Below are 26,354 nucleotides of genomic sequence, written 5' to 3'. Positions count from 1 at the left end.
AGATTCAGATAAATTTTTTATTATTGATAAAGATTCTCCTAATAAAAAGGGAGCAATTTTATTCCGTATTTCGGGATAACAAATATGTGAACAAATTTCTGTAAAAAAAAATATTTTGGGGTCTAATTTTATAAAAAAATGTTGTAAGTGAACTTTTGTAAGTTAATTTTTTTTAATCAATAAATAATGAAAAATCATCAAACGCAAGTGCGTGTTCGTTACTCTGAAACAGACCAAATGGGAGTCGTTTATCACGGAAATTATGTGCCATATTTTGAGATCGGACGCGTGGAATGGCTTAGAGACAAAGGGATTTCGTATAAAAGTATGGAAGAAAGCGGAATTGGATTACCAATTGTTTCGATGCAAATAAATTACAAAAAATCGGCGCGTTATGATGAGCTCCTTACGATTCATACCACTTTCAAAACTCAATCATCTGTCAAGATTGAATTCGACTGTGCGATCTATAACGAAGCGAATGAGTTATTAACAACGGCCGTGTTTATTTTAGTATTTATTTCGTTAAAATCAGGTCGTCCAACTGCCCCTCCGGATTATATTTTGGAATTATTTAAAACGCTTGTATAATTGTTAAAATGATGTGCGTTTTTGTATCAATTTATATAATTTTGATGTCGATTTCAAACATTAAATCAAAAATGTCGAATACAGATTCGGCATTTTTTTTTCGCGTTTTTGTAATAATTTTGCCAATTGGAAGTCCTGAATCTTCGTCAATTTCCATTTCCTGAGAGGTAATTTCCAGTTTTTTTTCTTTGATGACACGCATCACTTTATTCATATTTTTATAATCAAAAGAGATTAAAAAATGTACGTCGATCGTTTTTTCGACAATTTCGCAAACTTCAAGTGTCATTTGAGCAGTAGTTTTGTAAGCGGCAATCAATCCGCCGACTCCCAATTTGACTCCACCAAAAATTCTGACTACCACTACCAAAACGTTTGTTAATCCAAAAGATTGAATTTGGCCATAAATAGGAGCGCCGGCTGTGTTGCTGGGTTCTCCATCGTCATTGGCACGATAAGATATTTTTGGAGCAGTACCCAATTGATAAGCATAACAATAATGAACCGCGTGAGGATGTTGTTTTTTTAGGTTTTCAATAATTGGTTTTACTTCGTCTTCATTTGAAAGAGGAAATGCACAACCAAAGAACTTGCTTCCTTTTTCTTTAAAAAGGACTTCTTCAGATTCAAAAGCTATGGTTTGATAGGTATCGTTATATTCCAAAAGTAAAATTTCTAAATTATATTTTTTTACCACAGTTAATTTTACCGCAAAGCACGCAAAGTATTTTTTTGGTATGTACGTAATTGGCTTTATTAAGTTCGCAAAGTTTTGTGACGAACTTTGCATAAAACCTTTGCGAACTTTGAGGTTAAGTGGCTAAAGTATTTTTTTATCAAATAAATCAACAACATCTTCCTGGCCCACTTGTAAATTCCATACATTGAAACCTAAAGCTGCAGCTGAATCTGTGTTTTCTTTTTTATCGTCAATAAATAAAGTGCGTTTTGGCGACAACTCATGTTTGTTAATTAAGTATTGAAAAACATCAGCATTTGGTTTTCGTTTTCCAATTTCAAAAGAAAAATAAACTTTTTCAAAACATTGGTAGAAATCACTGTAAAATGAAATGCCACTTTTGGTTTCGAAAGTTTCTATATGAATCGAATCAGTGTTACTCAATAAAAACAAACGGTATTTTTTTGAAAGCATCTGAAGAAACTCTAATCGGTATAAAGGGAAGTCTGCCAGAATAGCATTCCACGCTTCCAGGATTTCTTCGATTGAAGCATTTGGAAGTTGTTTTTGAAAACCTGCCAGAAAATCATCATGCGAAATATCTCCGGTTTCAAATAAAAGATTCAAACGATCCAATTCTGAATTCCATTCGGTCATGCCTAGTTTCTGCAAGCCCGAAATAGTAGCCTGTTTGTCTAAATTGATAAAAATATCTCCAAAGTCAAAAATTATAGTATCAATCATGATTTCTAACGTATATTAATTCGTCGTTTTGAATGTAGGTTTTGGCTATGGTTTTCTTTTGTATAATCGGAGCTTTTGTTCCTTTGCTAAAAATAGTTTTTCCAATAAAAATACGGGCTTCGTCCCAGATATCCTGGTCTATAAAAGCTTGTAATGTTTTCATGCCGCCTTCTATAATAATAGACTGAATTTGGTTTTGATGTAAAACAGCTAAAACCTGCGGTATAATATTTTGATTAAAATCGATTACTTCAAAGGTAGTGTTTTCTGCTGAAAAGTTAATTTTAGATTTCGTAAATACGATAGTTTTTACACTATCATCAAAAATAAAACTCTCTTTTGAAATGCGATTATTTTGGTCTAAAACAACTCTTACCGGATTATTTCCAGACCAGTCTCTAACGTTTAGTTTCGGATTGTCGTCAATTACGGTTTGAGTTCCAACTAAAATGGCCTGTTCCTCGCTTCGCCATTTATGAACCAATTGTCTGGAGTATGTATTGGTAATCCAAACTGGTTTTCGTTCCTGATCAATTTCTTTTTCAGGTGCCAGAAAGCCGTCCTGACTCTCGGCCCATTTTAATATAATATAAGGTCTCTTCTTATTATGAAAGGTGAAAAAGCGTTTGTTAAGCTCATAACATTCTTTTTCTAAAATGCCTACAGTGACATTTGCACCGGCTTCAATTAATTTTTTGATCCCTTTTCCTGCTACTTTTTCGTTTGAATCTACAGTTCCGACAACAACGTTCGGAATTTCATTTGCAATAATCAAATCACAACAAGGCGGCGTTTTTCCAAAATGACTGCAAGGTTCTAAACTTACATAAATAGTAGCTTTTTTTAGCAACGATTTGTCTTTTACAGATTGAACCGCATTGACTTCTGCATGTGGTGCTCCGGCTTTTTTATGCCAGCCTTCTCCTATAATCTGGTCATTGTAAACAATTACGCTTCCTACCATTGGATTTGGGTAAGTTGTTCCAAAACCATTTTTGGCAAGTTCTATACAGCGCTTTATGTATTTTTCATGTGTATTCACAGCACAAAAGTAATTATTTTTGAGTTTAGTGCCATAGTAATTGATGTAGGATAAGAGACTATCAAAAAAGTATTTTTACTTTTGTAGATATTACAAGAATAAACTTAATATGGAAAATTGGTTAATTAGAGAAATTAAAAAGGAAGACAATCAGGTAGTTGCACATTTAATAAGATCCGTTTTTGATGAACTGGAAATTCCAAAAGTGGGTACAGCCTATGAGGATCCCTATTTAGATTTGATGTTTGAAGAATATAACAAACCGCAATCTGTTTATTTTGTGGTTGAAAATGACGGTAAAATAGTAGGGTGCTGCGGAATTGCTCCTTTAGAAAATGGAGATCCTTTAATTTGTGAACTGCAAAAAATGTATTTTTTACCTGAAACAAGAGGTTTAGGAATTGGAAGTAAAATGATGGAGACATGCTTGGAGCAGGCTAAAGTTTTTGGTTTTGAGAAATGTTATATTGAGACAATGCCATTTATGCATGCGGCTCAAAAATTATATAAAAAATCAGGTTTTGAATATTTAGATGCACCAATGGGCTGTACCGGCCATTGTTCTTGCCCCGTTTGGATGTTGAAAGATTTGAAAAATTAACTGTAACAAATTAGTTTTTTTAATACTTATTTGAAAGAAAATTGGCTTTTGCCAAATGATAATACTCAAAGACCCGAAATGAAAATTAAACAATACCGCACTCAATTTATAAAAGAATTATCGCCTTTTTACGATGCGTATGAAGCGGAGAGTTTTTTCTATTTAATATTGGAAGATAAACACAAGCTGAGGCAAATTGATTTGGCTCTAAATCATGAATTAAATTTTTCAGAAAGTGATTTTGTGGTTTGGAATTCATTGTTAGGTCAATTAAAAAAAGAAGTCCCAATTCAGTATTTGCTGGGGAAAACAAGTTTTTATGGTTTGGATTTTGAAGTTAATGAAAATGTTTTGATTCCGAGGCCAGAGACCGAAGAATTGGTTGAATGGATTATAAATGAAAATTCAAAAACAGATAAAACTAAAAAACTTCGAATTTTAGATATCGGAACAGGAAGTGGTTGTGTTGCTATTTCACTGGCTAAAAATCTTCCTAATGCTGAAGTATATGGTGTCGATATTTCGAAAAAGGCCATAGTAACAGCAAAAAGAAATGCAGTAAGAAATAATGTTGATGTTACTTTTGTTTTTTTGGATATTTTGAAAACGGAAAAATTGAGATTTAATTATGATATAATTGTTTCGAATCCGCCTTATGTTCGAAATTTAGAAAAAGAAGAAATTAAAAAGAATGTTCTGGATTATGAACCGCATTTGGCACTTTTTGTAGAGGATAATGATGCTTTGATTTTTTACCGAAAAATAGCTGCTTTAGCTAAAAGTAGTCTTTTAGAAAATGGCCAGTTGTTCTTTGAAATCAATCAATATTTAGGAAAAGAAATGACGGAGTTGTTGGAGACAATGAATTTTAAAAATATTGAATTGAAAAAAGATATCTACGATAATGATCGTATGATTTCCTGTAAGGTTTCCAAAACCCTGTAGGTTTGTAGATTGTATTAATTTATACCTGCAAGGTTTTGGAAACCTTGCAGGAGAATATCTTAAAAAGTTGAAATCTTCTAATTTAGCCCCGATAGAAGAGGAAATCCTTTTTTGCTGGGGTTCAGCAAAAAAGATTGGAACGGATAGCGGGACAGGTGGCCTTTTGAAAACAATAAATTCTGCTTCTAAAAACTCATCAGAATTTTTACAGTGCAATGACTGAAAACTGCAACTGAAAACTGAAATTTAAAATCTACTCATAACGTAAAGCCTCAATAGGATCGAGTTGTGAAGCTTTTATTGCGGGATATAAGCCAGAAACAATAGCTACCATAAAACTAGTGGCAAAAGCGGCAAAAATGGCCATCCACGGAATTACAAATGCAAAACTCATTGCAGCCGCAAAAGCAAAACCGATTAAGATTCCTAATACGATACCAACCATTCCTCCAATTTGCCCAATCAATAAAGTTTCGATAAAAAACTGAACTGATATGGTGACTTTTGTAGCGCCTAAAGCTTTACGAACTCCAATTTCGCGGGTGCGTTCTGTAACCGAAACAATCATGATATTCATTAAGGCGATAGACGATCCCAGAATTGTGATAATACTGATAATCCAGGAAGCCCAGCCTAAATATTTTGTGATTCCGAGAATTCGGTTGATTAAATCGTCGCTTCGGCCAATGCCAAAATTATTATCACGAACCGGACTTAATTTACGAACTCTTCGCATGGTACTTGTGGCGTTGTCAACAGCTTCGTCAAGAAGTTCTTTTTTAGAAACCATTACACTCATAGTGTAATTAATGTTTGGCGCTGTAAATAAGGAACGCGCAACCTGAATTGGAATCAAGACCCGTAAATCCTGACTGTTTCCAAACGTTGAACCTTTTTCTTTTAATACACCAATTACTTTAAAGCGGGCACCACGAATCGAAATTATTTTATCAATTGGGTTAATGTCTTTTAGTAAACCTTTTTCAAAATCAGAACCTACAACGCAGGAGTAGGTATTATTGTCAATATCAAATTGATTGAAAGAACGACCCAAATTTATTTCTAAACCAGAGTTGCTTATAAAATGTTCGTCGACACCTAGGATTTTGATTTCCGGATCTGTTTTTTGATCTAAATATTTTACTTCGGCAGTTGATGTAGCTGTAAACGAAAGAGAAGTTTCGGTAAAAGGATATTTGTATTTGTTTTTGAAAGCAACGGCTTCTGGGTAAGAAATAATGGGGTTTACAATTTCGCGTTCATTTCCGCCACGATTCTTTACATTATTTTCGTATTGATTGATGTTGAAGGTGTTGGCTCCCATTGAAGCAAAATTGGTAGAAACGGTATTTTCAAGAGCCGTTACAACTGTCAGGATACCAACTAGTGCTGTGATCCCTATCGCGATGATTAATACGGTAAGAATAGTTCGCAGCAATTGTGTTTTGATGGAACCAAAAGCAATTCGGATATTTTCTTTAAATAATTTTAGCATCATGACCAATTTGTCACGAAAATACGTTTTTTGTTACAAGTTTGTTTTCGAACTGCCAATATTTATTTTAAAAAATAAGATATTTGCACACGATTTAGGATTTGTAGAAATCTAAATTGGAATGAAATTAATATTAAAGAGCTTAAGTTTTGGAGTTTCAAAAGGAATCTAAAATCTAAGATCTAAAATCTAAAATAAAAAAAATGGCTTCAAAACCAAGCATACCACAAGGAACAAGAGATTTTTCGCCTGTAGAGGTGTCAAAACGTCAATATATTATTCAGACGATAAAAAATAATTTTGAGAAATTTGGTTTTCAGCCGATTGAAACGCCGTCGTTTGAAAATTCTGATACCTTAATGGGTAAATATGGAGAAGAAGGAGATCGTTTGATTTTTAAAATATTAAATTCAGGTAATTTCTTCTTCAATAAAAATAAAATTGAATTGCCGGAATCTATTGAATCACTGCAGGTTAATTCGGCAGAAACAATTGATTTGAATCAAAGAATTGAACTGAATAAGTTTACAGGAAAAATCTCAGAGAAAGCGCTGCGTTACGATTTGACAGTTCCGTTTGCAAGATATGTGGTACAGCACCAAAACGAAATTGAATTTCCTTTTAAAAGATATCAAATCCAGCCAGTTTGGAGAGCTGACAGACCACAAAGAGGGCGTTACAGAGAATTTTATCAATGTGATGCCGATGTTGTAGGTTCAAAATCATTATGGCAGGAAGTAGAATTGGTTCAGTTGTATGATACTGTTTTTACATCTTTAGGATTAGAAGGTGTTACCATTAAAATTAATAACAGAAAAATATTATCTGGAATTGCTGAAGTAATTGGCGCTTCTGACAAATTGATTGATTTTACGGTTGCTCTTGATAAACTGGATAAAATTGGTGAAGACGGCGTTAAAAAAGAAATGATCGAAAAAGGGATTTCTGAAGAAGCTTTGGTTAAAGTACAGCCGCTTTTTAGTTTTACAGGATCTTTTTCAGATAAAATAAACCAGCTTTCAGATTTATTAGCTTCATCAGAAGAAGGAATGAAAGGAGTGCAGGAATTAAAATTTATTTGTGACAATGTGGCTACTTTAGGATTGTCGACTGCGACATTAGATCTTGATGTGACATTAGCGCGCGGATTGAATTATTATACAGGTGCTATTTTTGAAGTTGCGGCTCCAAAAACAGTTTCGATGGGTTCTATAGGAGGCGGCGGAAGATACGACGATTTGACGGGTATTTTTGGTTTGAAGAACATGAGTGGTGTTGGTATATCTTTTGGTTTAGATAGAATTTACCTAGTTCTGGAAGAATTGCAATTATTCCCGGAAACAGTTGCGGCAACATCAAAAGCGTTGTTTATTAATTATGGAGATGCTGAGGCGTTGTATGCTTCGCAGGCGATTCAGAAATTGAGAAAAGAAAATATAAAAGTGGAACTTTATCCGGACAATGTAAAAGTTGGAAAACAGTTTCAATATGCAGATAAGAGATTGATTCCGTTTGCAGTAATTGTAGGCGAGCAGGAGATTGCTTCAAATTCGTATTCAGTTAAAAATTTAGTGACAGGCGAGCAGGTTTCAGTTGATTTCGAAGGATTGAAAAACACTTTGTTAGGTTAACTGTTTGAAACGTAGGTTTTTGCTGTAGATTGCCCAGATTTAAAGGGATTTCTTTTAAAATCTCTTGTTGAAATAGTTGCTGGAGAAGAAAAAAAACTTTTAATTTGCCCACCTTAAGTTACGGGCGTAGTTCAAGGGTAGAATAGCGGTCTCCAAAACCGTTGATGGGGGTTCGAATCCCTCCGCCCGTGCAATTTTTTTACCGTAAAGGACGCAAAGAATTTGTTTAAGAGTACTTTTAAAAAATACAAAGTTCGCAAAGCTACATCAATAGAAAGCTTTGCGAACTTTGTGTTTTTAAAAAGCTTAAAAGTAAAAAACGTTGCGTCCTTTGCGGTAAAATTTTTTCGCTTTTCAGGTTTTAGGGAGGGATAAGCATAAAAAAAGCTTCGTCTCTTAAGACGAAGCTTTTTTTTAATATAAGGTAAACTTGAATTAATAATTATTTATGAGGCCGAAGCCAACCCTTAAATTCAATTTTGATAGGTAATAATTTAGTTTTTCATTTTGGATACCAAATATACTATAAACTATAACGTAATAGTCTTAAAATTATACTAAATTTTATGGTGCTGTTGTAGTTTTTTAACCCTCTCATTTTTAATAAAGTGACAATTTGACATTTTAAGAGATTTGGCAGTACTTTTGCAATCCAACAGAAAGAATAAAAAATGAAGTTTAAAGATATTTTTAAAAATAAAAGTAATATGACTACGGAAAATACAGAGTTCGATCAGGAATTAGATGATGTAACGTTAGAAAACAATGCCAACGGTGAGCAATTAATTGTTGAAGAATTAAGTGTTGAAGAGCAATTGGCTCAAGACTTGGCAAAAGAAAAAGATAAATTTTTGAGATTATTTGCCGAATTTGAAAATTACAAAAAAAGAACTTCAAAAGAGCGTATGGATCTGTTTAAAACAGCAAACCAAGAAGTTTTGTTAGCAATGCTTCCTGTTTTGGACGATTTTGACAGAGCGACAGTAGAGATCAACAAGTCTGACGATGAAAATTTGAAAAAAGGAGTTGAATTGATTCACGAAAAACTAAAAAGCACTTTGGTAGCTAAAGGTTTAGAGCAAGTTGAAGTTAGAGCTGGTGATGCTTTTAATGCTGACTTTGCTGAAGCAATTACACAAATTCCTGCACCTTCTGACAAATTGAAAGGTAAAATTGTTGACGTTATTGAAAAAGGATACAAATTAGGAGACAAAATTATTCGTTTCCCTAAAGTGGTTATTGGTAACTAAAAAATACAATTAATACATTCTGAGAGTCAATTTTAAGAATTGGAATTTGGAGTTTATATTTTGGAATTTAACCTAAATTATGAAAAAAGATTTTTACGAAATACTAGGCATTTCAAAAAATGCTGACGCTGCCGAAATAAAAAAAGCTTACCGAAAAAGTGCGTTGAAATATCACCCGGATAAAAATCCAGGCGACAAAGAGGCAGAAGAAAACTTCAAATTGGCGGCAGAAGCTTATGAAGTTTTAAGTGATCCTAGCAAAAAAGCAAAATACGATCAATACGGACATCAGGCATTTGATGGTTCTGGCGGATTTGGCGGTGGCCACGGTGGTATGAATATGGATGACATTTTCAGCCAGTTTGGTGATATTTTTGGTGGAGGATTTGGCGGATTCGGTGGAGGCGGAGGCGGTCCTCGTCGCGCTAAAGGAAGCAATCTTCGAATTAAAGTTAAACTGACATTAGAAGAAATTGCAAATGGAGTTGAGAAAAAAGTAAAAGTAAAACGTAAAGTTCAGGCTAAAGGTGTAACGTATAAAACGTGTTCGACTTGTAATGGTCAGGGACAGGTAATGCGTGTAACCAACACTATTTTAGGAAGAATGCAATCTGCATCAACTTGTCCTACGTGTGGTGGTTCTGGACAAATTTTAGATAAAAGACCTTCTGAAGCTGATGCGCAGGGAATGATTTTGGAAGATGAAACGGTTTCTATCAAAATTCCTGCGGGAGTTGTTGATGGAATGCAGTTGAAAGTTTCTAATAAAGGAAATGATGCTCCAGGAAACAGTGTTCCTGGTGATTTGATTGTTGCAATTGAGGAACTAGAACACGAATTTTTGAAACGTGAAGGTGAAAACATTCACTTTGATTTATACATTAGTTTTCCAGAGGCTGTTTTAGGTGTTTCTAAAGATATCGAAGCAATCAACGGAAAAGTTCGTATTAAACTGGAAGAAGGAATTCAATCTGGTAAAATATTAAGATTAAAAGGAAAAGGTATTCCAAGCATAAACGGTTACGGAAGCGGAGATTTACTGGTTCACGTAAATGTTTGGACACCAAAAACATTAAACAAAGAGCAAAAACAATTCTTTGAAAATGCTCTTAACGACGAACACTTTGTTCCAAGTCCTGAAAAATCTGAAAAATCATTTTTTGAAAAAGTAAAAGATATGTTTTCATAAGCTAAACTTTTTTAGAAATGTTTAAATAAATATAAAACCCATTCTAACATAAATTTAGAATGGGTTTTTTGCGTATTAGTACTCAGATTCGCTGTGAATTATTTACTTTTACAGGCGCAAAGCCACAATGGTCAAATTGACCGCAGAAAATCTAAAAAATCGCATGAGCAACTTACTCGAAGTACATAAAGTCGTAAAACAATACGGTGATTATGTAGCGCTTAACGAAGTTTCATTAAATGTGCCAAAAGGCAGTATTTACGGATTATTAGGTCCGAATGGAGCTGGAAAAACTTCCCTTATCCGAATCATCAATCAAATTACTTTGCCAGATAGCGGAGAAATAATTTTAGATGGAGAAAAATTGCAGCCCAAACATGTGCAGACTATTGGTTATTTGCCTGAGGAAAGAGGTTTGTATACTTCTATGAAAGTGGGAGAACAATGTTTGTATCTGGCGCAGATGAAGGGACTTTCTAAAGCCGAGGCAAAAGTACAATTGGAATATTGGTTTGACCGCTTGGGAATTCAGGGTTGGTGGAACAAAAAGATTCAAGAGCTTTCAAAAGGAATGGCGCAGAAAATTCAGTTCGTGGTTTGTGTTTTGCATAAGCCTAAATTGCTGATTTTTGACGAGCCCTTTTCTGGTTTTGACCCGGTTAATGCCAATATTATTAAAGATGAAATTTTGGCATTGAAAGAACAGGGTGCAACGATTATTTTTTCGACACACCGAATGGAAAGTGTGGAAGAGCTTTGTGATCATATTGCTTTAATTCATAAATCGAATAAATTAATTGAAGGAAAACTGAGTGATGTAAAACGTCAGTTTAAAACCAATAGTTTCGAAGTTGGAATCCTCACAAGCAATGTTGAAGGTTTGATGTATGATATTACACAGAAGTTTACGGTTTCGCCAGCAAATTTTAAATCACTAAATGATGATTTGAAATTAAACATCCAAATTGGAGATGCTGCGCCAAATGAGTTATTGAATATTTTAACGCAACGTGGACAAGTGACACATTTTGTAGAAAAAATTCCAAGTGTAAACGATATTTTCATTCAAACGGTTACAGAGAGCAAAAATTAAAATCCCAAAAAATAAATTCCAAATTCCAATTTGAACGTTTTAAAATTGGAATTTGGAATTTGAAAATTAAAATATTTATGAGCATCATTTCGCTGATTATAAAAAGAGAATTTATTGCAAAAGTCCGCAATAAGTCTTTTGTTGTCATGACTTTTTTGAGTCCGCTTTTGTTTGTGGCAATTGCTGTTTTTATTGGGTATTTGAGTTCAATGAAAGCAGATACTAAACGAATTGCTATTCACGACGAAACGGGGTTATTTGCAGATGATTTTGTAAAACAGAATAAAAAAGATGCCGAATACAAATACCTGAATTTGTCTGAAATCGATACACAATCTTTGAAAGACAGTATTGCCAAGGAAGATTTTAGCGGTCTGATTGTGATTCCAAAAACAAACAATTTAAAGGATTTAGAAAGTAAAATAGAATTTATCTCGAATAACAGTCCGAGTATTGCTTTTATTGAAAATACACAGGATGTTATTGCAGGAAAGATCACAAAACTAAATCTGGAAAAAGCCAATTTAGATACACTTGCGATTCAGAAAGCTCAGGCTAAAGTTAATATTCATTTGGCAAAAGCATCCGGTGAAGAAAGTTTAAAAGGATTAAACGAAATCAAAATCGGTATTGGTGGTGCTTTCGGATATTTGATTATGATGTTTATTATCATTTATGGAAACATGGTGATGCGAAGTGTTATCGAAGAAAAAACAAACCGAATTATCGAAATCATAATTTCATCGGTAAAACCTTTTCAATTAATGATTGGTAAAATTGTTGGAACTTCGCTTGCAGGAATATTGCAATTTATGATTTGGGCCATCATTGGATTGGGATTAATGTTTGCAGCTTCGGCATTTTTTGGAGTAAATGTTGGACCAACAGCCAGAATTTCTCCTGAATTAATGCAATCGGCACAACATGAAATGGGAGGAAAAGCACAAATGTACATTAGTGAATTATGGAATTTACCAATTGCCAGTATCCTGATTGGTTTTGTGGTTTATTTCATCGGTGGTTACTTTTTGTACAGTTCGTTTTATGCAGCAATTGGAGCAGCAGTAGACAATCAAACTGATTCGCAACAATTTCTTTTACCTATTATTATGCCGCTTATTTTAAGCGTTTACATAGGATTTTTTACAGTAGTAAATGATCCACACGGAACCGTTGCGGTAGTATTTTCAATGATTCCGTTAACATCACCAATTGTCATGTTAATGCGTATTCCGTTTGGCGTGCCGTGGTGGCAAATTGCGATTTCGGTATCATTATTGTTTGCTACCTTTTTCCTTGTAGTGTGGTTTGCTGCAAAAATTTACCGTGTTGGTATTTTGATGTATGGCAAGAAACCAACGTGGAAGGAGCTTTATAGATGGTTAAGTTATTAAATTCCAACCCTTACGGGGGAATTCAAAATTCCAAAAGTTGGGTTTTGGATTTTTTAAAATTGAAAATTACGAAGAATGAGTAGGATACTAATTATTGAAGACGAAGCAGCGATCAGACGCGTGTTGGTAAAGATTTTATCAGAGGAAAATGATACGTATCAGGTTGATGAGGCGGAAGATGGTGCTGTGGGACTTGACAAAATAAAAAACAACGATTACGATTTGGTTTTGTGCGATATCAAAATGCCAAAGATGGACGGTGTTGAGGTTTTAGAAGAAGTAAAAAAGATAAAACCAGAAATTCCGATGGTCATGATTTCTGGTCATGGTGATATGGAAACTGCTATTCATACGATGCGTTTGGGCGCTTTTGATTATATCTCGAAACCGCCGGATTTAAATCGTTTATTGAATACAGTTCGTAATGCTTTAGATAAAAAACAACTGGTAGTTGAGAATAAAATTTTAAAGAAAAAAGTCAGCAAAAACTACGAAATGGTAGGGGAGAGCGAAGCTATCAGTCATATTAAACTGATGATTGATAAAGTGGCGCAAACCGAAGCCAGAGTTTTGATTACGGGGCCAAATGGAACTGGAAAAGAATTAGTAGCACATCAATTACACGAAAAAAGCGAGCGTGCTAATTATCCTTTAATCGAAGTAAACTGTGCTGCCATTCCGAGTGAATTGATCGAAAGCGAATTGTTTGGTCACGTAAAAGGTGCTTTTACATCGGCGGTGAAAGATCGTGCCGGAAAGTTTGAAGCAGCAGACAAAGGAACTATTTTCTTAGATGAAATTGGAGATATGAGTCTTTCGGCGCAAGCCAAAGTGTTACGTGCTTTACAGGAAAGTATGATTACCAGAGTTGGTGCTGAAAAAGATATTAAAGTTGACGTTCGCGTAGTTGCGGCGACCAACAAAGATTTAAAAACAGAAATTGCCGAAGGTCGTTTTCGTGAAGATTTATACCATCGTTTGGCAGTAATTTTAATTAAAGTTCCGCCATTGAATGAAAGACGAGATGATATCCCGGCTTTGATAAGACACTTTGCAGAGAAAATTGCTTCGGAACAAGGAAATGTAGTGAAAGTATTTTCACAGCCAGCCATAAAACTATTGCAGGAATACGATTGGACAGGAAATATCCGTGAACTTCGAAATGTAGTCGAAAGATTGATTATTTTAGGAGGAACAGAAATTTCTGAAACCGATGTGAAAATGTTTGCAAGCAAGTAGATGCTTCGCGCAATAAGCTTATAGCATTTTAAATATAAATAATTTTAGCTTACGGCTTATAGCCTAAAGCCTAAAGCATTAAAAAATGAAACTAAAAAAAATAAACGAGAAGTTACAAGATGCCTTAATTGAAAACGGTTTGACAGAAGCAAATATATTGCAGATGGAAACTTTTTCAACCATAAAAAGTGGTGCGGACTGTATGATTGTTTCTCCAAAAGGAACCGGAAAATCGACAACGATCGTATTGAATGTAATTCAGCAATTGGCTGGACATACAGAAGAATCGCCACGCGCTTTAATTATTGTGGAAGACAAGGAAAAAGTATTGGCGATGGAAGCTCTTTTCGAGAAATATGGAAAATATACCAATCTTGAAGTTTACGGTGTTCATGACAAAGGCGATATGGACTACGATAAAAACTATATTTCAACAGGAGTTGATGTTTTAATTGGAACGCCAAATAAATTGAGTGATATGTTTACTACCGCTGGATACAATGTGAATCGCTTAAAAATGTTGATTTTGGATGATGCGGATCCTATTTTGAGATTGCGTAATGAAACTAAAATCATGCGTATTTCGAACAGTATTGCAAAAACACAACGAATTATTTTTGCTGAAATATTGACGGAACGTATCGAAATTCTGGCAGATAAATTCCTGTTAGAACCTTATTTCTTTGATATGGATGAAGAAGGAGAAGAAGAGTTGGACGAAGAAGAGGACGGAATTGAAGAGGAGGAATAAGTTTTCAGTCGCAGTTTACAGTGTGAAGTGAAAAATGGTTCTTTGTAAATCAGCTACAATAAAAAATAACAATAAAATAAAATGTCATGGGATTAATGAAGGTGTTTTCGGGGAGTGAAGTTTTAGCAATTGCTTTACAGGAAAGATTAGAAGAAGCGGGAGTAGAAACCGTAAAAAAAGATAATATTCAATCAGCTCGTTTGGGAGGTTTTGGCGGAACAGATTTGGCTGTTGAAGTTTTCATTCAGGAAACCGATTTTGCAAAAGCGAATCCGGTAATTGAAGATTTCAGAATGAGTATTTAAGAAAGTCTTCAGTCCCAGTTTTCAGTCTCAGTACAGAAAACCGATTGTTGTTAATTAAGTAAAAGTTATAAATCGCAATTTTCAGTTTCCATTTTACTGAAAACTGAGACTGCGACTGAAAACTCCAAAAAATATGCAATATAAAATGTTAGTGCTCGACATGGATGATACCTTGTTGACAGACGATCATAAAATTTCAGAATTAAATAAAAAAGTACTGCTTGAAGCTCAGGCAAAAGGCGTTTATGTGGTTTTGGCTTCGGGCCGTCCAACATCTGCCATGACCGCTTATGCTAAAGAACTGGAATTAGATTTGAATGATTCTTATATTATTTCCTTTAACGGTGCTATAATTAGTACAGTAAAAGACGATCTTGTTTTATTCGAACAGAAACTGACTGTAGAGCAGATCCATGAATTGTATGATTATAGTGTGAAAAAAAATACACATATTATAACGTATCTGGATGACGAAATTATCAGTGAAACAGATTCAGAGTATATTGAAATCGAAAAAGAAATCACAGGATTAGCCCATCTTAAAGTTCCTAGTTTTAAAGATGCCGTTTCTAAACCTGCGGTAAAATGTATTTTATTGGCGGAGCCTTCTTATTTAAAAGGTTTAGAAAACGATTTGAAATTAGCAATGCCTCATTTAAGTGTTGCGATGTCAAAACCATTTTTTCTGGAAGCAGCGCAAAACGGAATCGATAAAGCGGCAAGTATAAAAATCTTAGCAGAAAAGCTAAACATTCATCAAAGTGAAATTATAGCGGTCGGAAACGCAGGAAATGATTTAACTATGATCGAATATGCCGGTTTAGGCGTTTGGGTTGATAATGTGATACCTGAATTGCGCGACAGGGCGAATGTAATTGTCGCGTCAAATAATGATAACGGTGTTGCTGAAGTTGTTCAAAAATATATCTTAAATAATTATGTTTATGAAGAAATCAATTGAAACAGAACGTCTGCTTTTGAGGGAATTTGAACTTTCTGATATAGAAGGGATGTTTGAATTGGATTCGAATCCAAATGTACATACTTTCGTAGGGAAAAAACCAGTGACGACTATAGAGGAAAGTATTGCGATGATTGAAAATATTCAACAGCAATACAAAGATTTTGGAATAGGTCGCTGGGCTGTCATTCTAAAAGAAACCAATGAATTTTTAGGCTGGTCCGGAATAAAATTTATTACCAATGAAATCAATAATCATAAAGACTTTTATGAAATTGGATACCGTTTTATAGAGAAACACTGGGGAAAAGGATATGCTACTGAAGCAGGGAAAGTCTTTGTGGATTATGCTTTTAACGAATTGAAAGCAGATGCAGTGTATGCTTACGCAGATGCAGGAAATGAAAATTCAAGAAAGATTCTGGAAAAACTCGGTTTGCAGTATGTCAATTCGTTTGAATATGAAGGAGAATCTGAAGTTTGGTATGAATTGAAAAATCCAAATTTGGTTTAAACCAGAGAAATGCGTCCCAAATCTTTGTAAACTTTCCTCATATAGGTTTGCAAAGATTTGGAAAACAACTCGTAATTTTTATTCTCTGTTTTTTTGGTATTATTTTTTAGCTACAGAAACAAAATATTTATTTCCATCACCCATAGTTAATTTTACACGTTCATCACAAAGATCGATTGCAAAATTTACACTTTCGTAGCAGCTGCAAGTTGTGTTTTTGTCTTTAGACATTTCTGTTTTACAGTTGTTATTTTTGAAGGTTGCTAATTGTGGTGTATATAAACTCACTAAATCTGTTGAAGCAGTAACCAATGAAATAATACTTGCTGAATTATTGTTTGTAATTCTATAAACAATTCTATCAGTATAATTTACTTCATTTACAGTCACTTTACGAATGTAAGTATAAGCAGTTGAACCTTCACCTGGCTCTTTTACTTCAAATTTAAATCCAACCGCACGAATAGCAATGTCAAATTGTGACTGAGAGTTTAAACTCGCCCAAGTTGTTAAAGTGCTAATCGATGGGAAAGGATTAGTTGCAGCCGGAGCATTAGTTTGCGCTTGCGAACTAAAAACGGTTAAGAACATCAAGCAGATTGTGGGTAAAAATGCTTTCATATAGAATTTAATTTATAATTTTCGCCTACTCTTTCTGGTTTTCGGCCTGCCCATTTTTTATTATAACAAAACAACAACATAACGAGTAAAAAACAAAATTGTTATGCGTAAATTGTTTATAAAATAATTTAGTTGTTTTTAGCGGAGTGAAAATACTTCTAAAAACTTTCTAAACAAAGTTAAATGTAAGAAAATTTCAATTTAAAGAATGAAAAAATGCATTTAATCGATAATATTTGCATTTAATCGATGTTTTGTCAATTTATTCTTATTGAAAATATTTTTTGTATTTCTAAAATTATCCTGTTTTCAAAATATACTTTGTCCTGCTAACTGTTTTTCAGGCTGATTCAAAATACAGGTTCCGTGCAAAATGTTGATATATAGTGTATTATTGATTTTATTTTAAAGAATATTGTACGTAAATTTGCAAACTCTTCAAAAGAGATGTAAATATAATATCTTACTACTTAAAACGTAGTCTATTCCTATGGAAAACAGAAAAAAAGTTGCCTTTTATACGCTTGGTTGCAAACTGAACTTTTCAGAGACTTCTACAATCGCCAGAAACTTCAATGATGAAGGTTTTGATCGTGTCGATTTTGAAGAAGTTGCAGACATCTATGTTATCAATACCTGCTCGGTTACAGAGAATGCCGATAAACAATTTAAACAGGTTGTAAAAAAAGCAATGAAACTCAATGAAAAGGCATTTGTGGCGGCTGTTGGTTGTTATGCACAATTAAAACCAGAAGAATTAGCAGCGGTTGATGGTGTTGATTTAGTTTTGGGTGCTACAGAGAAATTTAAAATTACTGATTATATTCACGACTTAAGCAAAAACGATATGGGTGAAGTCCACTCCTGCGAAATTGCTGAGGCTGATTTTTATGTTGGAAGTTATTCTATTGGAGACAGAACCCGTGCGTTCCTGAAAGTTCAGGATGGTTGTGATTATAAATGTACGTATTGTACAATTCCGTTAGCAAGAGGAATTTCACGAAGTGATGCTCTTGAAAATGTTTTGCAAAACGCTAAAGAAATTTCAGCTCAGAACATCAAAGAAATTGTTTTGACTGGAGTAAATATAGGAGATTACGGAAAAGGTGAATTTGGAAATAAAAAACACGAACATACTTTTCTTGATTTAGTTCAGGCTTTAGATAAAGTTGAAGGAATTGAGCGTTTGCGAATTTCATCGATTGAACCTAATTTATTGAAAAACGAAACAATTGAATTCGTTTCTAAAAGCCGCACTTTTGTACCGCATTTTCATATTCCGTTACAATCAGGAAGCAATGATATTTTGAAGTTGATGAAACGTCGTTATTTGCGTGAAGTTTATACGGAACGTGTAAACAAGATTCGTGAAGTAATGCCACACGCTTGTATTGGTGTTGATGTTATCGTTGGTTTCCCAGGAGAAACGGATGAGCACTTTTTAGAAACGTATCATTTCTTGAATGAAATGGACATTTCGTATTTACACGTATTTACCTATTCGGAAAGAGATAATACAGAAGCCGCTAATATGTCTGGAGTTGTTCCTGCAAATGTGCGTGCAAAACGAAGTAAAATGCTTCGCGGTTTATCTGTTAAAAAGCGTCGTGCTTTTTACGAAAGCCAATTAGGAACCAAAAGAACGGTTCTTTTTGAAAGTGAAAATAAAGAAGGATACATTCATGGTTTTACTGAAAACTACGTAAAAGTAAAAACACCATGGAATCCTGAATTGATTAATACGCTGCAAGATATTAATTTGACAAAAATTGATGAAGACGGAAGTGTTCGTTTAGAGTTTGTAAACAAATTAGCGGAAGTGTAAAATGATAATTGTGAAATGTAAATGGTTTATATTTCTAAAGTTTACAAAAACAGCAAAGCCCTTCTTAAAGGGCTTTGCTGTTTTTAATTTAATTCAATCTTTTTCTTAATCAATTTGTAATTTTCATCATTTGGATCTTCCTTGAGGATATACAATGTATTGTTTTCAAGAAAGACTCTCTTTTGTAGATCTTCGTTATTCAGTTCTTCATGTGCCGTTGGTATCAAAAACGTTTCTACTATTTGTTTCCAATTTGAATTTTGAAGTGAATAGGTTGTCATTTCATAAACAGTCCCATTCATTGGAGCCTGATAAACTGAAAAATCTTCTCTGCCATCCTGATTTAAATCGCCTTCATTTATTAATTGAGCTTCACAACATCCAATAAGGATTGGTTTTAATTCTTTATTACTAAAAGAGATTGTGTATTCATCCGGAGTTCCATCTTCAACGGGATTTCCTTCACCTTGTTTTGTCTCAGTAATAAGTGCGAATTCATCTTTACCATCACCATCAAAATCTCCTTCTATTTTAGGGCCAATTAAAATTCGGTCCGTTTTTTCCGGTTGAATAGATTTTGTTTCGCTTTTTGCAGTATCAATGCTTTTTGCAGTAGAAGAAGATGACGTTATTTCATTATTGTTTTTTGTATTGCAGGAAAATACTAAAAAAGAAACAATCGTAAAACAGATAATTTTATTCATGCTTACTTTATTTCTTGCTCCAATACCAATTTCAAGGAATTAATATAATCCGTATCAAATTCAATAACTCTGATTTTTTCCGGATTGAAACTTAATTCACCACCAAACTGACCTCTTGTATCCAGGAAGTCGATAGTTAATTCTTCATCATTCAATTCAAGCAATTTGCCTAAATAAGCCGATTTGGCAGATTTTTTTGCAATCTGAAAAATGCCATATTTATTGGTTAAGAAATTTACAATCGAAGCTAAGTCTTTAATAGGGATAATATCTTCGGCGCTTGTTTTCAAACCTTTTAAGCGGATGACTTTTTCGGTAAAGGCAAGATCCTGATCTCTGTGAATTGCTTCTATGTTTTTGTTTTTCAGAATCACAAAACCATCCAAAATGTAATCGACCGGATTATTTCGAAGTAAAATCCAGTCATCGGAATAATCAATAAGGAATCCAGTGAAAATTTCTTTTTTATCTGTGAATTCTATTGCAATTAATTGTCTTAAATATTGTTCCATCATTTTAGTTTTAGTAAAATTCCAATCCCGAAGACTCGGGATAAATTCCAAATCCCAATTCAATCAGTATTTTGAATATGGAATTTAAATATTAAAATTTATATTTTTTAGGCTATTAGATCTTTGTGAAAGTTTTAAACTTTCACAAAGATTAAAGTACGATAGTTTTTAGACTCCAATTTTTTAAATTCTAATCATATAAGAGTTGGAATTTGGAATTTAAATATTGGAATTTATTTTTTAAAATTAAGGATTAGTAGACCAAATACTGCTGTTTTTAATAAAAACTCGTCGGTTTAATTTAAGTTGAGCGATTAGTAATTCTGCAATATCTTCAGATTGCATTACTTTTTCAGGATTTCCATCCGTTAAGTTTAAATCTTTTGCCATATCGGTTGCAACAGTACTTGGAGTTAAGGCAGAAACGCGGATGTTGTGCTTTCTCATTTCCTGCATTAAAGAATCTGTCAAACCTAAAACTGCAAATTTTGAAGCGCTGTAAGCACTCGTTAATGCGTTTCCAGCAAGTCCTGCAGTTGATGAAATATTAATAATATCACCAGTCTGTCTTTCAATCATATTTGGAATAACGGCGCGGGTTGTATAATAAGTTCCCATTAAATTCACCTGGATGATTTTTTCCCAGGCTGCGGGCTCTAATTCCATGAATTTTCCAAAAGAAGCAATTCCGGCACTATTGATTAAAATATCTATCGTTTTAAATTTTGATAAAGCTTTTTCTACAGCGCTGTTTATCGAATTCATATCTGAAACGTCTGCTGCTAAAGCCAATGATTTTACACCCAGATTAGAAGCTTCATCTGCCAATTGATCAATGTCGGTTTGGGTTCTTGAAACTAAAATTACATTTACGCCTTCTTTGGCTAAAGCAAGTGCAATTGCTTTTCCAATTCCTTTTCCCGCTCCTGTAATTAGGGCATTTTTATTTTTTAAGTCTGTCATGGTAGTATTTTTAGAAATGCAGAAAGCATCATTTAGTAACACAAAAATACAGTTTTTGCTTCCTAAATTAATGCTTTAAATGTTTTCTTAATCTAAGTTTAACAACTTTCTTATTCGTCGTTATTGTTTTGACTATTCTTTTTTGTTGTAATAATTATAACCCCATTTTTTCCTTGATTTCCATAAATGGAAGTAGCTTCAGTGCCTTTTAAAACTTTTATGTCCTGAATATCATTTGGATTAACTTTAGAAAATTGCTTAGTATTTATCAGTCGACCATCAAGAATGTATAAAGGTTCATTTCTTTCCTGAATACTTTTAATACATACAATTCGTAAACTTGGTGGTGAAGTATCCGTTTTTACAAAATTTGAAGAAACTTTTACAGGTGATATCTCAACTTCCGTTTTGACAAATTTAGCTTCTTTTATTTCAGAAATTAAGTCAGTAACTATTTTTTCTTGTGCTTTAGTGCTGAGACCTATAAGCATAGCAATGCCCAATGAAAGAGTTTTGATATTTTTCATGAAAGTCATTTTTTAGATAATTTTTGAGATTTATCTTTGTCAAAGTTTAAAACTTTGACAAAGATTTTCAGGAATCAATTTGAGTTTTGTAATTAATTTTTAGGAGCAGGCTTTCCGTTTTTAGTCGTAATAATAACAACTCCTTTTTTTCCTTTTTCGCCATATTTTGCAACGGCTTCTGTATCCTGAAGAATGGTAATAGTCTTTATCTCCTGTTTGTTTAAAGGAGCGTATGGACTAGTAGGGTTATTTCCGAATAAATCATTTTCTGAATAATAGACTCCGTCAATAATGTATAAAGGTTCGTCTAAAACCACTAACGATTCTACGTTTTCGGGTTGCAGGTTTGGTAATTCTGCCTGCATCATTTCGTCTCTTTTTGCATCATTGCTATGAGACATTGCTTTTCCGTTTAAGATAACCAAAGGAGTTGTTTTTTTAGCTTTTTCAGCTTGTTGTCCAGCTGCTTTTGCTGCAAAAGCTTCTCTTTCTACCTTTTTTGAATAGCCAAAATCAGCAACTTTATCTTTTGCAACTGAATCTTCTTCGTCATTAACAAAACCTGAAGAAGACACAGATTCCGAAATTGGTGCGCTTACTTCAACAGGTTCAGAAACAGTTCCTATACCAACAGCTTCTGCAACTGTAATTTGATCATTGTTAGCAACAACAGTTTGCTGTTCTTTTATTTGTTTGTCTAAGACCATAACAGCTTCAGCTTTCGGAACTAGTTTTGAATCCTCGATGGCAACTCCATCCTTTTTAATTTCTGATTTCTGAATTACTTCTTTCTCCGTTTCATTTACGACCACTTCTGAAGCTGGAATCGTAGTGTTTTGATCTGATTTAAAAAATTGTGTACCTAAAGAAATTAATAATAAAAGAGAAGCAGCAATGGCAATTTTTTTCCATAGCGAAATGGCTTTTTTATCTTCTTTTTTGTCCAGTTTCTCTTCAACGCGCGCCCAGACTTTATCCATTCCCGGAAACTCCTTTTGTTCCGAGTTGTGGGCGGCTTCTTTAAATTTATCGAATATTTTATCTTGATTGTCCATGACTACTTTGCTTTTTGATAATACAATTTGTTTACTAATTCCTTCAGCTTGGTTTTAGCTGCATTTAATTGTGATTTTGAGGTACCTTCAGAAATGTTTAGCATTGCTGCAATTTCTTTGTGACCAAAACCTTCAATGACAAAAAGGTTAAAAACAGTTTTACAGCCGTCCGGAATATGGTTTAGTAAATTGAGTAAATCTTCTTCTTCCAGAGAATTGATTTCTTCTGTAAAAGGTTGTGATAGCAATTTGACATCATCAAGATACATATTGAAATTGGTGTTTTTCCTGATAGTTGCCAAACAGTGATTGACGGTTATTTTTCGCGCCCAGGCTTCAAAAGCTAAAATTTCTTTTAACTGATCCAGTTTCGTGAAAATGGTATAGAAAGCGTCGGCCATCGCTTCTTCAATTTCCTCTTCCTTCTTTAAGTATCGTTTGCAAACGCGATACAATTTTGGAGCCATATGCTCATACACCTGACGCTGCGCATCACGTTGCATTTTTTTGCAGTTGGAAATAATGGTTTCGTTTATCACAATTGTTGTCTTTATACTAAAGAGAGCTTAAAAGATAAAAAGGTTGGGAAGGCTGTGAAAAAAAGTTTTTTTTAAAGGCTCAAAGTTGCTAAGGTTCAAAGGTACAGAGTTTTATTGTAAAGGTTTACAGCAGTGCGTCTTTAAGCGTGGTTTTTATTGAAATGGGCATTCTTTGCAGAGACGCACTACGATGTGCTTCTACGATTACAAGGAGAATAATTTGCGCTGAATCTTTGCGTTACTCTGTGAATTCTTTGTGAATCTCTGTGGTAAAGCTATTACACAAAGATTCACAAAGGATTCGCAAAATTGCACAAAGTGAATGTGTTATTTACTTAACTGGCAAACTCAACTTAAAAATCTTAGTTTCCAATAACTCCGTATCATTATCCTCGCAAAGCAAAAACTCAATTTTATCATTTGATTTTTTATAAAAAGTCAAACCTTCAAATTTATTGGTTGATGTTATTTTTTGAGTGAAATCGATTTTCATGGTTTTAAGATCTATTCTTCCAATGAAACTTCCTAAGATATCACCATCATCATAAGTTGATTTGGTGTCTTCCGCAGTTGATAAGAAATAGATTTTATCTTCAACCAAAATAGCATCTGTAAAACTGGAACGAACTCCTTTTATTTTTGGCAGTTTATAATTGGTTGCCACCAAAGCAAATTCTTCGCCCAGACTTTTGGCGTGAATGGTGAAAATGGTGTTTTTGTTGGATATTCCGTTACCGCGGTTGAATAAATACCAATTTTCGCCATCGAAAATAGCGCCTTCCAAATTGAAATCTTCCGGTTTTATTTCTCCGAAACTTTGCATTAAAGCATATAAATCGACTAAATCATTTTTCTGTAAGATGGTTTTCGATTTAAGATCGAAGGCAATCATTTTGTTTCGTTTGTCTGTAGAACCCGAACCAAAAACATATAAAGTATCGTTATGATGCGTGATCGATTCAAAATCGGGTTTTATGTTTTTTGGAATATTTTGCGACGGATTGTCAATTAAAGGATGATGACTTAATTGCTGATTTTGTATATTGTATTCGTATAAGAATCCGCTATTATCGCCAATGATATAAAGAGAATTGTTATTGAAAAATAATCCTGATGCTGATCCGATTCCGATGATTTGAAATAGTATTTCTAATGTGAATTTTTCCATGAATGTTGTTTTGTAAAAGTGTCGCTAGCCCTGATAGAAATGAAAATACTTTGAGGAGAAATTGTATTTTTTACTGACAGAACAAAGCGACCAGCGGAAGCTCTTGTTATGGCTTGTAAAAAAACAATTTATTGAAAAAGTATTGTAATGAATAGCAGGAATATGCTTCGTAAAATTAGTATATTTATAATATAAAATGGAAAAATATGAAATCTATAGACCCGAATGATTTTAAAGTTGTAAAAAAAATAAAGTTATCAAAGATTTCGACTTTGCTCGATATTGATGCAGACGAAGAGACAAAAGAAAAAAAACTAGATAAAGTTCAGGCGAAATTGAGTGACTTACAAGACGTTATGTATTCGCATAATAAATACGGCGTTTTGATTTGCCTGCAGGGAATGGATACCTCTGGGAAGGATAGTTTAATCAGGGAGGTTTTTAAGGAATTTAATCCGCGTGGGGTTGTGGTGCACAGTTTTAAAACGCCGAATTCTACCGAGTTAGAACATGATTATTTGTGGCGACATTATTTGGCACTTCCGGAAAAAGGAAAGTTTGCGATTTTTAACAGAACGCATTACGAGAATGTTTTGGTAACGCGCGTGCATCCGGAATATATTTTGGGAGAAAATTTACCGGGAATAAATTCGGTTGACGATATCACACCTGAGTTTTGGGAAAACAGAATTGAGCAGATTAATAATTTTGAAAAGCATATTTCGCAAAACGGAACTATTGTAATGAAATTTTATTTGCATTTGAGCAAAGAGGAGCAAAGGGAACGTTTGTTGCGTCGTTTGGAAGAAGAAAAGCACCATTGGAAATTTTCTCCTGGCGATTTGAAGGAAAGAGAACACTGGAAAGAATATCAGGAATATTATGAAGAAGCCATCAATAAGACTTCGACAGATTATGCGCCCTGGTATATTGTTCCAGCCGATGATAAAGAAATGGCGCGTTATATTGTTGCCAAAATTATTTGGGAAGAAATGCAAAAACATACTGATATTAAAGAACCGGAATTAGACGATAAGATTAAGGCTAATATCGAAATGTATAAAAAGGAATTGGGTGCTTAATTACCTAATTAGATAATGTGGCAACTAGAAAATTAGATAATTTTTTATCATAATAACCCGACTGGTTTTTGACCAGTCGGGTTTATTTTTTGTAGCTGTTTTTTAAACTGCTAACTTCTTTAAATAACAAAACCCGACAGACTATGAGGATCTGTCGGGTTCATACCAAAAACAAAAGAATAAATGAACGTATTTTTATAAATCAAATCCGTAGGCAAGACGTAAAGCCACCTGATTGGTTTTGAATTTGTTGTAATCCTCGTAGCGGACACTGATATCGATATATTTGTTAGCGTACCCAATTCCTGGCGCCCATAAAAAAGTAGTGTCGTCATATCCGTTTGTAACGGCAAAACCAGCACCCACTTCACCTAAAACATAGAATTGATCTTCCCAAATGAAGGCTTTAAAACCAGCTTTTGCGGGAATAAATCCAAGATCTTTTTGATCAACTCCATTGTCGTCTTTTCCCATAAATAGGTTTGTAAAACCTGTGGTCAATGTCAACGATGTTCTTTTAGACAAATCATATTGTAAACGAACATCTCCACCAAGAGACCAATCGTAAGCATTGTCAGTTGGTAAACCTCCGTTTAAACCAAATCCCAATCTAAAACCCTGATCGTAATTTTTAATTTCACTTTCCGTATTTGCAGTTGCAGTGTCTTGAGCGAAAGTTGTGTTGGCAGATAAAAAAGCTATAGCAGCTAGGCAGATAAATTTCAGATTTCTTGAGATCATAAAGACATTTTTTTTTGAATTATTAATAATGTAAAAGTAGCAGTGAGGTCGTTTTTAGTCGTTATATAATTTTCTGAAATTGTTATATAATTCTCAAACGGGCCTTTATTTTTCTGGATCAGAAATGCAGGATTCTTTTAGAATCATAGCTAGATGTTGTTGGGAAACATTGAAAATTTCATACATCTTAATT

General features: G+C 33.9%; 28 protein-coding genes and 1 tRNA gene. 16 read left to right on the top strand and 13 right to left on the bottom strand.

What is annotated here, in order from left to right; genetic code table 11:
* Positions 1–186: 186 nt before the first annotated feature.
* Positions 187–591 (top strand): acyl-CoA thioesterase, encoded by a 405-nt coding sequence (locus tag AC3ITQ_RS22570; RefSeq protein WP_489236295.1) that lies wholly within the window; start codon positions 187–189, stop codon positions 589–591.
* A 31-nt stretch (positions 592–622) separates the two neighbouring features.
* On the opposite strand, the gene AC3ITQ_RS22565 is transcribed toward AC3ITQ_RS22570, so the two are convergent.
* From AC3ITQ_RS22565 to ribD, 3 genes are all read right to left on the bottom strand, one after another.
* Complete coding sequence (locus AC3ITQ_RS22565; RefSeq protein ID WP_489236294.1) at positions 623–1,255, bottom strand: IMPACT family protein; 633 nt, start codon at positions 1,253–1,255, stop codon at positions 623–625.
* 156 nt (positions 1,256–1,411) lie between these two features.
* Entirely contained in the window at positions 1,412–2,014 is a 603-nt protein-coding gene (locus tag AC3ITQ_RS22560) for an HAD family hydrolase (protein ID WP_489236293.1), read from the bottom strand.
* Complete coding sequence (gene ribD, locus AC3ITQ_RS22555; RefSeq protein WP_489236292.1) at positions 2,007–3,056, bottom strand: bifunctional diaminohydroxyphosphoribosylaminopyrimidine deaminase/5-amino-6-(5-phosphoribosylamino)uracil reductase RibD; 1,050 nt, start codon at positions 3,054–3,056, stop codon at positions 2,007–2,009. Before ribD ends, AC3ITQ_RS22560 begins: the two co-directional genes overlap by 8 nt.
* Before the next feature lie 109 nt (positions 3,057–3,165).
* On the opposite strand from ribD, the gene AC3ITQ_RS22550 reads away from it, so the two are divergent.
* Together AC3ITQ_RS22550 and prmC are read left to right on the top strand one after the other, a co-directional pair.
* The gene (locus AC3ITQ_RS22550) at positions 3,166–3,657 is read left to right on the top strand and encodes a GNAT family N-acetyltransferase (protein ID WP_489236291.1); all 492 of its coding nucleotides are present in this window, start codon (positions 3,166–3,168) and stop codon (positions 3,655–3,657) included.
* 78 nt (positions 3,658–3,735) lie between these two features.
* Positions 3,736–4,602, top strand: a complete 867-nt coding sequence (prmC, locus tag AC3ITQ_RS22545; protein ID WP_489236290.1) for a peptide chain release factor N(5)-glutamine methyltransferase — start codon at positions 3,736–3,738, stop codon at positions 4,600–4,602.
* 253 nt (positions 4,603–4,855) lie between these two features.
* Here the strand turns inward: prmC and AC3ITQ_RS22540 are convergent, their stop codons facing one another.
* Positions 4,856–6,100 carry an ABC transporter permease gene (locus AC3ITQ_RS22540; protein ID WP_489236289.1) on the bottom strand — a complete coding sequence of 415 codons (1,245 nt, stop codon included), beginning with the start codon at positions 6,098–6,100 and terminating at the stop codon, positions 4,856–4,858.
* Between the two features lie 200 nt (positions 6,101–6,300).
* On the opposite strand from AC3ITQ_RS22540, the gene hisS reads away from it, so the two are divergent.
* The 11 genes from hisS (at position 6,301) to AC3ITQ_RS22485 (ending at position 16,424) form a co-directional block, all read left to right on the top strand.
* On the top strand, positions 6,301–7,728 hold the full coding sequence (hisS, locus tag AC3ITQ_RS22535) for a histidine--tRNA ligase (protein ID WP_489236288.1): 1,428 nt from the start codon (positions 6,301–6,303) through the stop codon (positions 7,726–7,728).
* A 120-nt stretch (positions 7,729–7,848) separates the two neighbouring features.
* Positions 7,849–7,919, top strand: a tRNA-Trp gene (locus AC3ITQ_RS22530).
* A gap of 480 nt (positions 7,920–8,399) precedes the next feature.
* Positions 8,400–8,978, top strand: a complete 579-nt coding sequence (locus AC3ITQ_RS22525) for a nucleotide exchange factor GrpE (RefSeq protein WP_489236287.1) — start codon at positions 8,400–8,402, stop codon at positions 8,976–8,978.
* 79 nt (positions 8,979–9,057) lie between these two features.
* On the top strand, positions 9,058–10,167 hold the full coding sequence (dnaJ, locus tag AC3ITQ_RS22520; protein WP_072973206.1) for a molecular chaperone DnaJ: 1,110 nt from the start codon (positions 9,058–9,060) through the stop codon (positions 10,165–10,167).
* A gap of 163 nt (positions 10,168–10,330) precedes the next feature.
* On the top strand, positions 10,331–11,260 hold the full coding sequence (locus AC3ITQ_RS22515; RefSeq protein ID WP_072973315.1) for an ABC transporter ATP-binding protein: 930 nt from the start codon (positions 10,331–10,333) through the stop codon (positions 11,258–11,260).
* Between the two features lie 77 nt (positions 11,261–11,337).
* Positions 11,338–12,654 carry an ABC transporter permease gene (locus AC3ITQ_RS22510; RefSeq protein ID WP_489236286.1) on the top strand — a complete coding sequence of 439 codons (1,317 nt, stop codon included), beginning with the start codon at positions 11,338–11,340 and terminating at the stop codon, positions 12,652–12,654.
* Between the two features lie 75 nt (positions 12,655–12,729).
* Complete coding sequence (locus AC3ITQ_RS22505) at positions 12,730–13,893, top strand: sigma-54-dependent transcriptional regulator (protein ID WP_072973203.1); 1,164 nt, start codon at positions 12,730–12,732, stop codon at positions 13,891–13,893.
* A gap of 85 nt (positions 13,894–13,978) precedes the next feature.
* Complete coding sequence (locus AC3ITQ_RS22500) at positions 13,979–14,644, top strand: DEAD/DEAH box helicase (RefSeq protein WP_056196354.1); 666 nt, start codon at positions 13,979–13,981, stop codon at positions 14,642–14,644.
* A gap of 86 nt (positions 14,645–14,730) precedes the next feature.
* Positions 14,731–14,949, top strand: coding sequence for a putative signal transducing protein (locus AC3ITQ_RS22495; RefSeq protein WP_026727963.1), 219 nt, complete (start codon positions 14,731–14,733; stop codon positions 14,947–14,949).
* A gap of 145 nt (positions 14,950–15,094) precedes the next feature.
* Positions 15,095–15,910, top strand: coding sequence for a Cof-type HAD-IIB family hydrolase (locus AC3ITQ_RS22490; protein WP_489236285.1), 816 nt, complete (start codon positions 15,095–15,097; stop codon positions 15,908–15,910).
* Positions 15,894–16,424 carry a GNAT family N-acetyltransferase gene (locus AC3ITQ_RS22485; RefSeq protein ID WP_489236284.1) on the top strand — a complete coding sequence of 177 codons (531 nt, stop codon included), beginning with the start codon at positions 15,894–15,896 and terminating at the stop codon, positions 16,422–16,424. The genes AC3ITQ_RS22490 and AC3ITQ_RS22485 overlap by 17 nt, the downstream gene beginning before the upstream one ends.
* A 99-nt stretch (positions 16,425–16,523) precedes the next feature.
* Here the strand turns inward: AC3ITQ_RS22485 and AC3ITQ_RS22480 are convergent, their stop codons facing one another.
* Positions 16,524–17,045, bottom strand: a complete 522-nt coding sequence (locus AC3ITQ_RS22480) for a hypothetical protein (protein ID WP_375032385.1) — start codon at positions 17,043–17,045, stop codon at positions 16,524–16,526.
* Between the two features lie 490 nt (positions 17,046–17,535).
* Between AC3ITQ_RS22480 and mtaB the strand changes: the two genes are divergently transcribed.
* Entirely contained in the window at positions 17,536–18,870 is a 1,335-nt protein-coding gene (gene mtaB, locus AC3ITQ_RS22475) for a tRNA (N(6)-L-threonylcarbamoyladenosine(37)-C(2))-methylthiotransferase MtaB (protein WP_489236283.1), read from the top strand.
* Between the two features lie 83 nt (positions 18,871–18,953).
* On the opposite strand, the gene AC3ITQ_RS22470 is transcribed toward mtaB, so the two are convergent.
* The 7 genes from AC3ITQ_RS22470 to AC3ITQ_RS22440 form a co-directional block, all read right to left on the bottom strand.
* Complete coding sequence (locus AC3ITQ_RS22470; RefSeq protein WP_489236282.1) at positions 18,954–19,574, bottom strand: hypothetical protein; 621 nt, start codon at positions 19,572–19,574, stop codon at positions 18,954–18,956.
* Positions 19,575–19,576: 2 nt separating this feature from the next.
* Positions 19,577–20,086, bottom strand: coding sequence for a hypothetical protein (locus tag AC3ITQ_RS22465; RefSeq protein ID WP_072973194.1), 510 nt, complete (start codon positions 20,084–20,086; stop codon positions 19,577–19,579).
* Between the two features lie 246 nt (positions 20,087–20,332).
* Positions 20,333–21,049: a 3-ketoacyl-ACP reductase gene (locus AC3ITQ_RS22460; RefSeq protein WP_026984935.1), complete on the bottom strand. Its 717-nt coding sequence runs from the start codon at positions 21,047–21,049 to the stop codon at positions 20,333–20,335.
* A gap of 110 nt (positions 21,050–21,159) precedes the next feature.
* Positions 21,160–21,576, bottom strand: coding sequence for a TonB-dependent receptor plug domain-containing protein (locus tag AC3ITQ_RS22455; protein ID WP_489236281.1), 417 nt, complete (start codon positions 21,574–21,576; stop codon positions 21,160–21,162).
* A gap of 92 nt (positions 21,577–21,668) precedes the next feature.
* Positions 21,669–22,631, bottom strand: a complete 963-nt coding sequence (locus AC3ITQ_RS22450; protein WP_489236280.1) for a hypothetical protein — start codon at positions 22,629–22,631, stop codon at positions 21,669–21,671.
* Positions 22,632–22,633: 2 nt separating this feature from the next.
* Positions 22,634–23,134: an RNA polymerase sigma factor gene (locus AC3ITQ_RS22445; RefSeq protein WP_489238962.1), complete on the bottom strand. Its 501-nt coding sequence runs from the start codon at positions 23,132–23,134 to the stop codon at positions 22,634–22,636.
* A gap of 367 nt (positions 23,135–23,501) precedes the next feature.
* Entirely contained in the window at positions 23,502–24,338 is an 837-nt protein-coding gene (locus AC3ITQ_RS22440) for a DUF6929 family protein (RefSeq protein WP_489236279.1), read from the bottom strand.
* Between the two features lie 206 nt (positions 24,339–24,544).
* On the opposite strand from AC3ITQ_RS22440, the gene AC3ITQ_RS22435 reads away from it, so the two are divergent.
* Complete coding sequence (locus AC3ITQ_RS22435) at positions 24,545–25,420, top strand: PPK2 family polyphosphate kinase (protein WP_489236278.1); 876 nt, start codon at positions 24,545–24,547, stop codon at positions 25,418–25,420.
* Between the two features lie 195 nt (positions 25,421–25,615).
* On the opposite strand, the gene AC3ITQ_RS22430 is transcribed toward AC3ITQ_RS22435, so the two are convergent.
* Positions 25,616–26,161: a hypothetical protein gene (locus tag AC3ITQ_RS22430; protein ID WP_489236277.1), complete on the bottom strand. Its 546-nt coding sequence runs from the start codon at positions 26,159–26,161 to the stop codon at positions 25,616–25,618.
* Positions 26,162–26,354 lie beyond the last annotated feature (193 nt).

It is taken from the genome of Flavobacterium sp. KH_001, assembly GCF_057840745.1.
The sequence above is the reverse complement of the archived record's forward strand: the minus strand, read 5'-3'. Positions and strand labels throughout refer to the sequence as shown.

Bases quoted from the DNA above. Each gene is read 5' to 3' on its own strand.
- AC3ITQ_RS22505 (WP_072973203.1), top strand. From the start codon at position 12,730: ATGAGTAGGATACTAATTATTGAAGACGAAGCAGCGATCAGACGCGTG.
- mtaB (WP_489236283.1), top strand. From the start codon at position 17,536: ATGGAAAACAGAAAAAAAGTTGCCTTTTATACGCTTGGTTGCAAACTG.
- hisS (WP_489236288.1), top strand. From the start codon at position 6,301: ATGGCTTCAAAACCAAGCATACCACAAGGAACAAGAGATTTTTCGCCT.
- AC3ITQ_RS22485 (WP_489236284.1), top strand. From the start codon at position 15,894: ATGAAGAAATCAATTGAAACAGAACGTCTGCTTTTGAGGGAATTTGAA.
- AC3ITQ_RS22440 (WP_489236279.1), bottom strand. From the start codon at position 24,338: ATGGAAAAATTCACATTAGAAATACTATTTCAAATCATCGGAATCGGA.
- dnaJ (WP_072973206.1), top strand. From the start codon at position 9,058: ATGAAAAAAGATTTTTACGAAATACTAGGCATTTCAAAAAATGCTGAC.
- AC3ITQ_RS22465 (WP_072973194.1), bottom strand. From the start codon at position 20,086: ATGGAACAATATTTAAGACAATTAATTGCAATAGAATTCACAGATAAA.
- AC3ITQ_RS22460 (WP_026984935.1), bottom strand. From the start codon at position 21,049: ATGACAGACTTAAAAAATAAAAATGCCCTAATTACAGGAGCGGGAAAA.
- AC3ITQ_RS22515 (WP_072973315.1), top strand. From the start codon at position 10,331: ATGAGCAACTTACTCGAAGTACATAAAGTCGTAAAACAATACGGTGAT.
- AC3ITQ_RS22450 (WP_489236280.1), bottom strand. From the start codon at position 22,631: ATGGACAATCAAGATAAAATATTCGATAAATTTAAAGAAGCCGCCCAC.
- AC3ITQ_RS22435 (WP_489236278.1), top strand. From the start codon at position 24,545: ATGAAATCTATAGACCCGAATGATTTTAAAGTTGTAAAAAAAATAAAG.
- AC3ITQ_RS22550 (WP_489236291.1), top strand. From the start codon at position 3,166: ATGGAAAATTGGTTAATTAGAGAAATTAAAAAGGAAGACAATCAGGTA.
- AC3ITQ_RS22455 (WP_489236281.1), bottom strand. From the start codon at position 21,576: ATGAAAAATATCAAAACTCTTTCATTGGGCATTGCTATGCTTATAGGT.
- AC3ITQ_RS22480 (WP_375032385.1), bottom strand. From the start codon at position 17,045: ATGAAAGCATTTTTACCCACAATCTGCTTGATGTTCTTAACCGTTTTT.
- AC3ITQ_RS22430 (WP_489236277.1), bottom strand. From the start codon at position 26,161: ATGATCTCAAGAAATCTGAAATTTATCTGCCTAGCTGCTATAGCTTTT.
- AC3ITQ_RS22540 (WP_489236289.1), bottom strand. From the start codon at position 6,100: ATGATGCTAAAATTATTTAAAGAAAATATCCGAATTGCTTTTGGTTCC.
- AC3ITQ_RS22510 (WP_489236286.1), top strand. From the start codon at position 11,338: ATGAGCATCATTTCGCTGATTATAAAAAGAGAATTTATTGCAAAAGTC.
- AC3ITQ_RS22500 (WP_056196354.1), top strand. From the start codon at position 13,979: ATGAAACTAAAAAAAATAAACGAGAAGTTACAAGATGCCTTAATTGAA.
- prmC (WP_489236290.1), top strand. From the start codon at position 3,736: ATGAAAATTAAACAATACCGCACTCAATTTATAAAAGAATTATCGCCT.
- AC3ITQ_RS22490 (WP_489236285.1), top strand. From the start codon at position 15,095: ATGTTAGTGCTCGACATGGATGATACCTTGTTGACAGACGATCATAAA.
- AC3ITQ_RS22445 (WP_489238962.1), bottom strand. From the start codon at position 23,134: ATGCAACGTGATGCGCAGCGTCAGGTGTATGAGCATATGGCTCCAAAA.
- AC3ITQ_RS22470 (WP_489236282.1), bottom strand. From the start codon at position 19,574: ATGAATAAAATTATCTGTTTTACGATTGTTTCTTTTTTAGTATTTTCC.
- AC3ITQ_RS22525 (WP_489236287.1), top strand. From the start codon at position 8,400: ATGAAGTTTAAAGATATTTTTAAAAATAAAAGTAATATGACTACGGAA.
- AC3ITQ_RS22495 (WP_026727963.1), top strand. From the start codon at position 14,731: ATGGGATTAATGAAGGTGTTTTCGGGGAGTGAAGTTTTAGCAATTGCT.
- AC3ITQ_RS22560 (WP_489236293.1), bottom strand. From the start codon at position 2,014: ATGATTGATACTATAATTTTTGACTTTGGAGATATTTTTATCAATTTA.
- AC3ITQ_RS22570 (WP_489236295.1), top strand. From the start codon at position 187: ATGAAAAATCATCAAACGCAAGTGCGTGTTCGTTACTCTGAAACAGAC.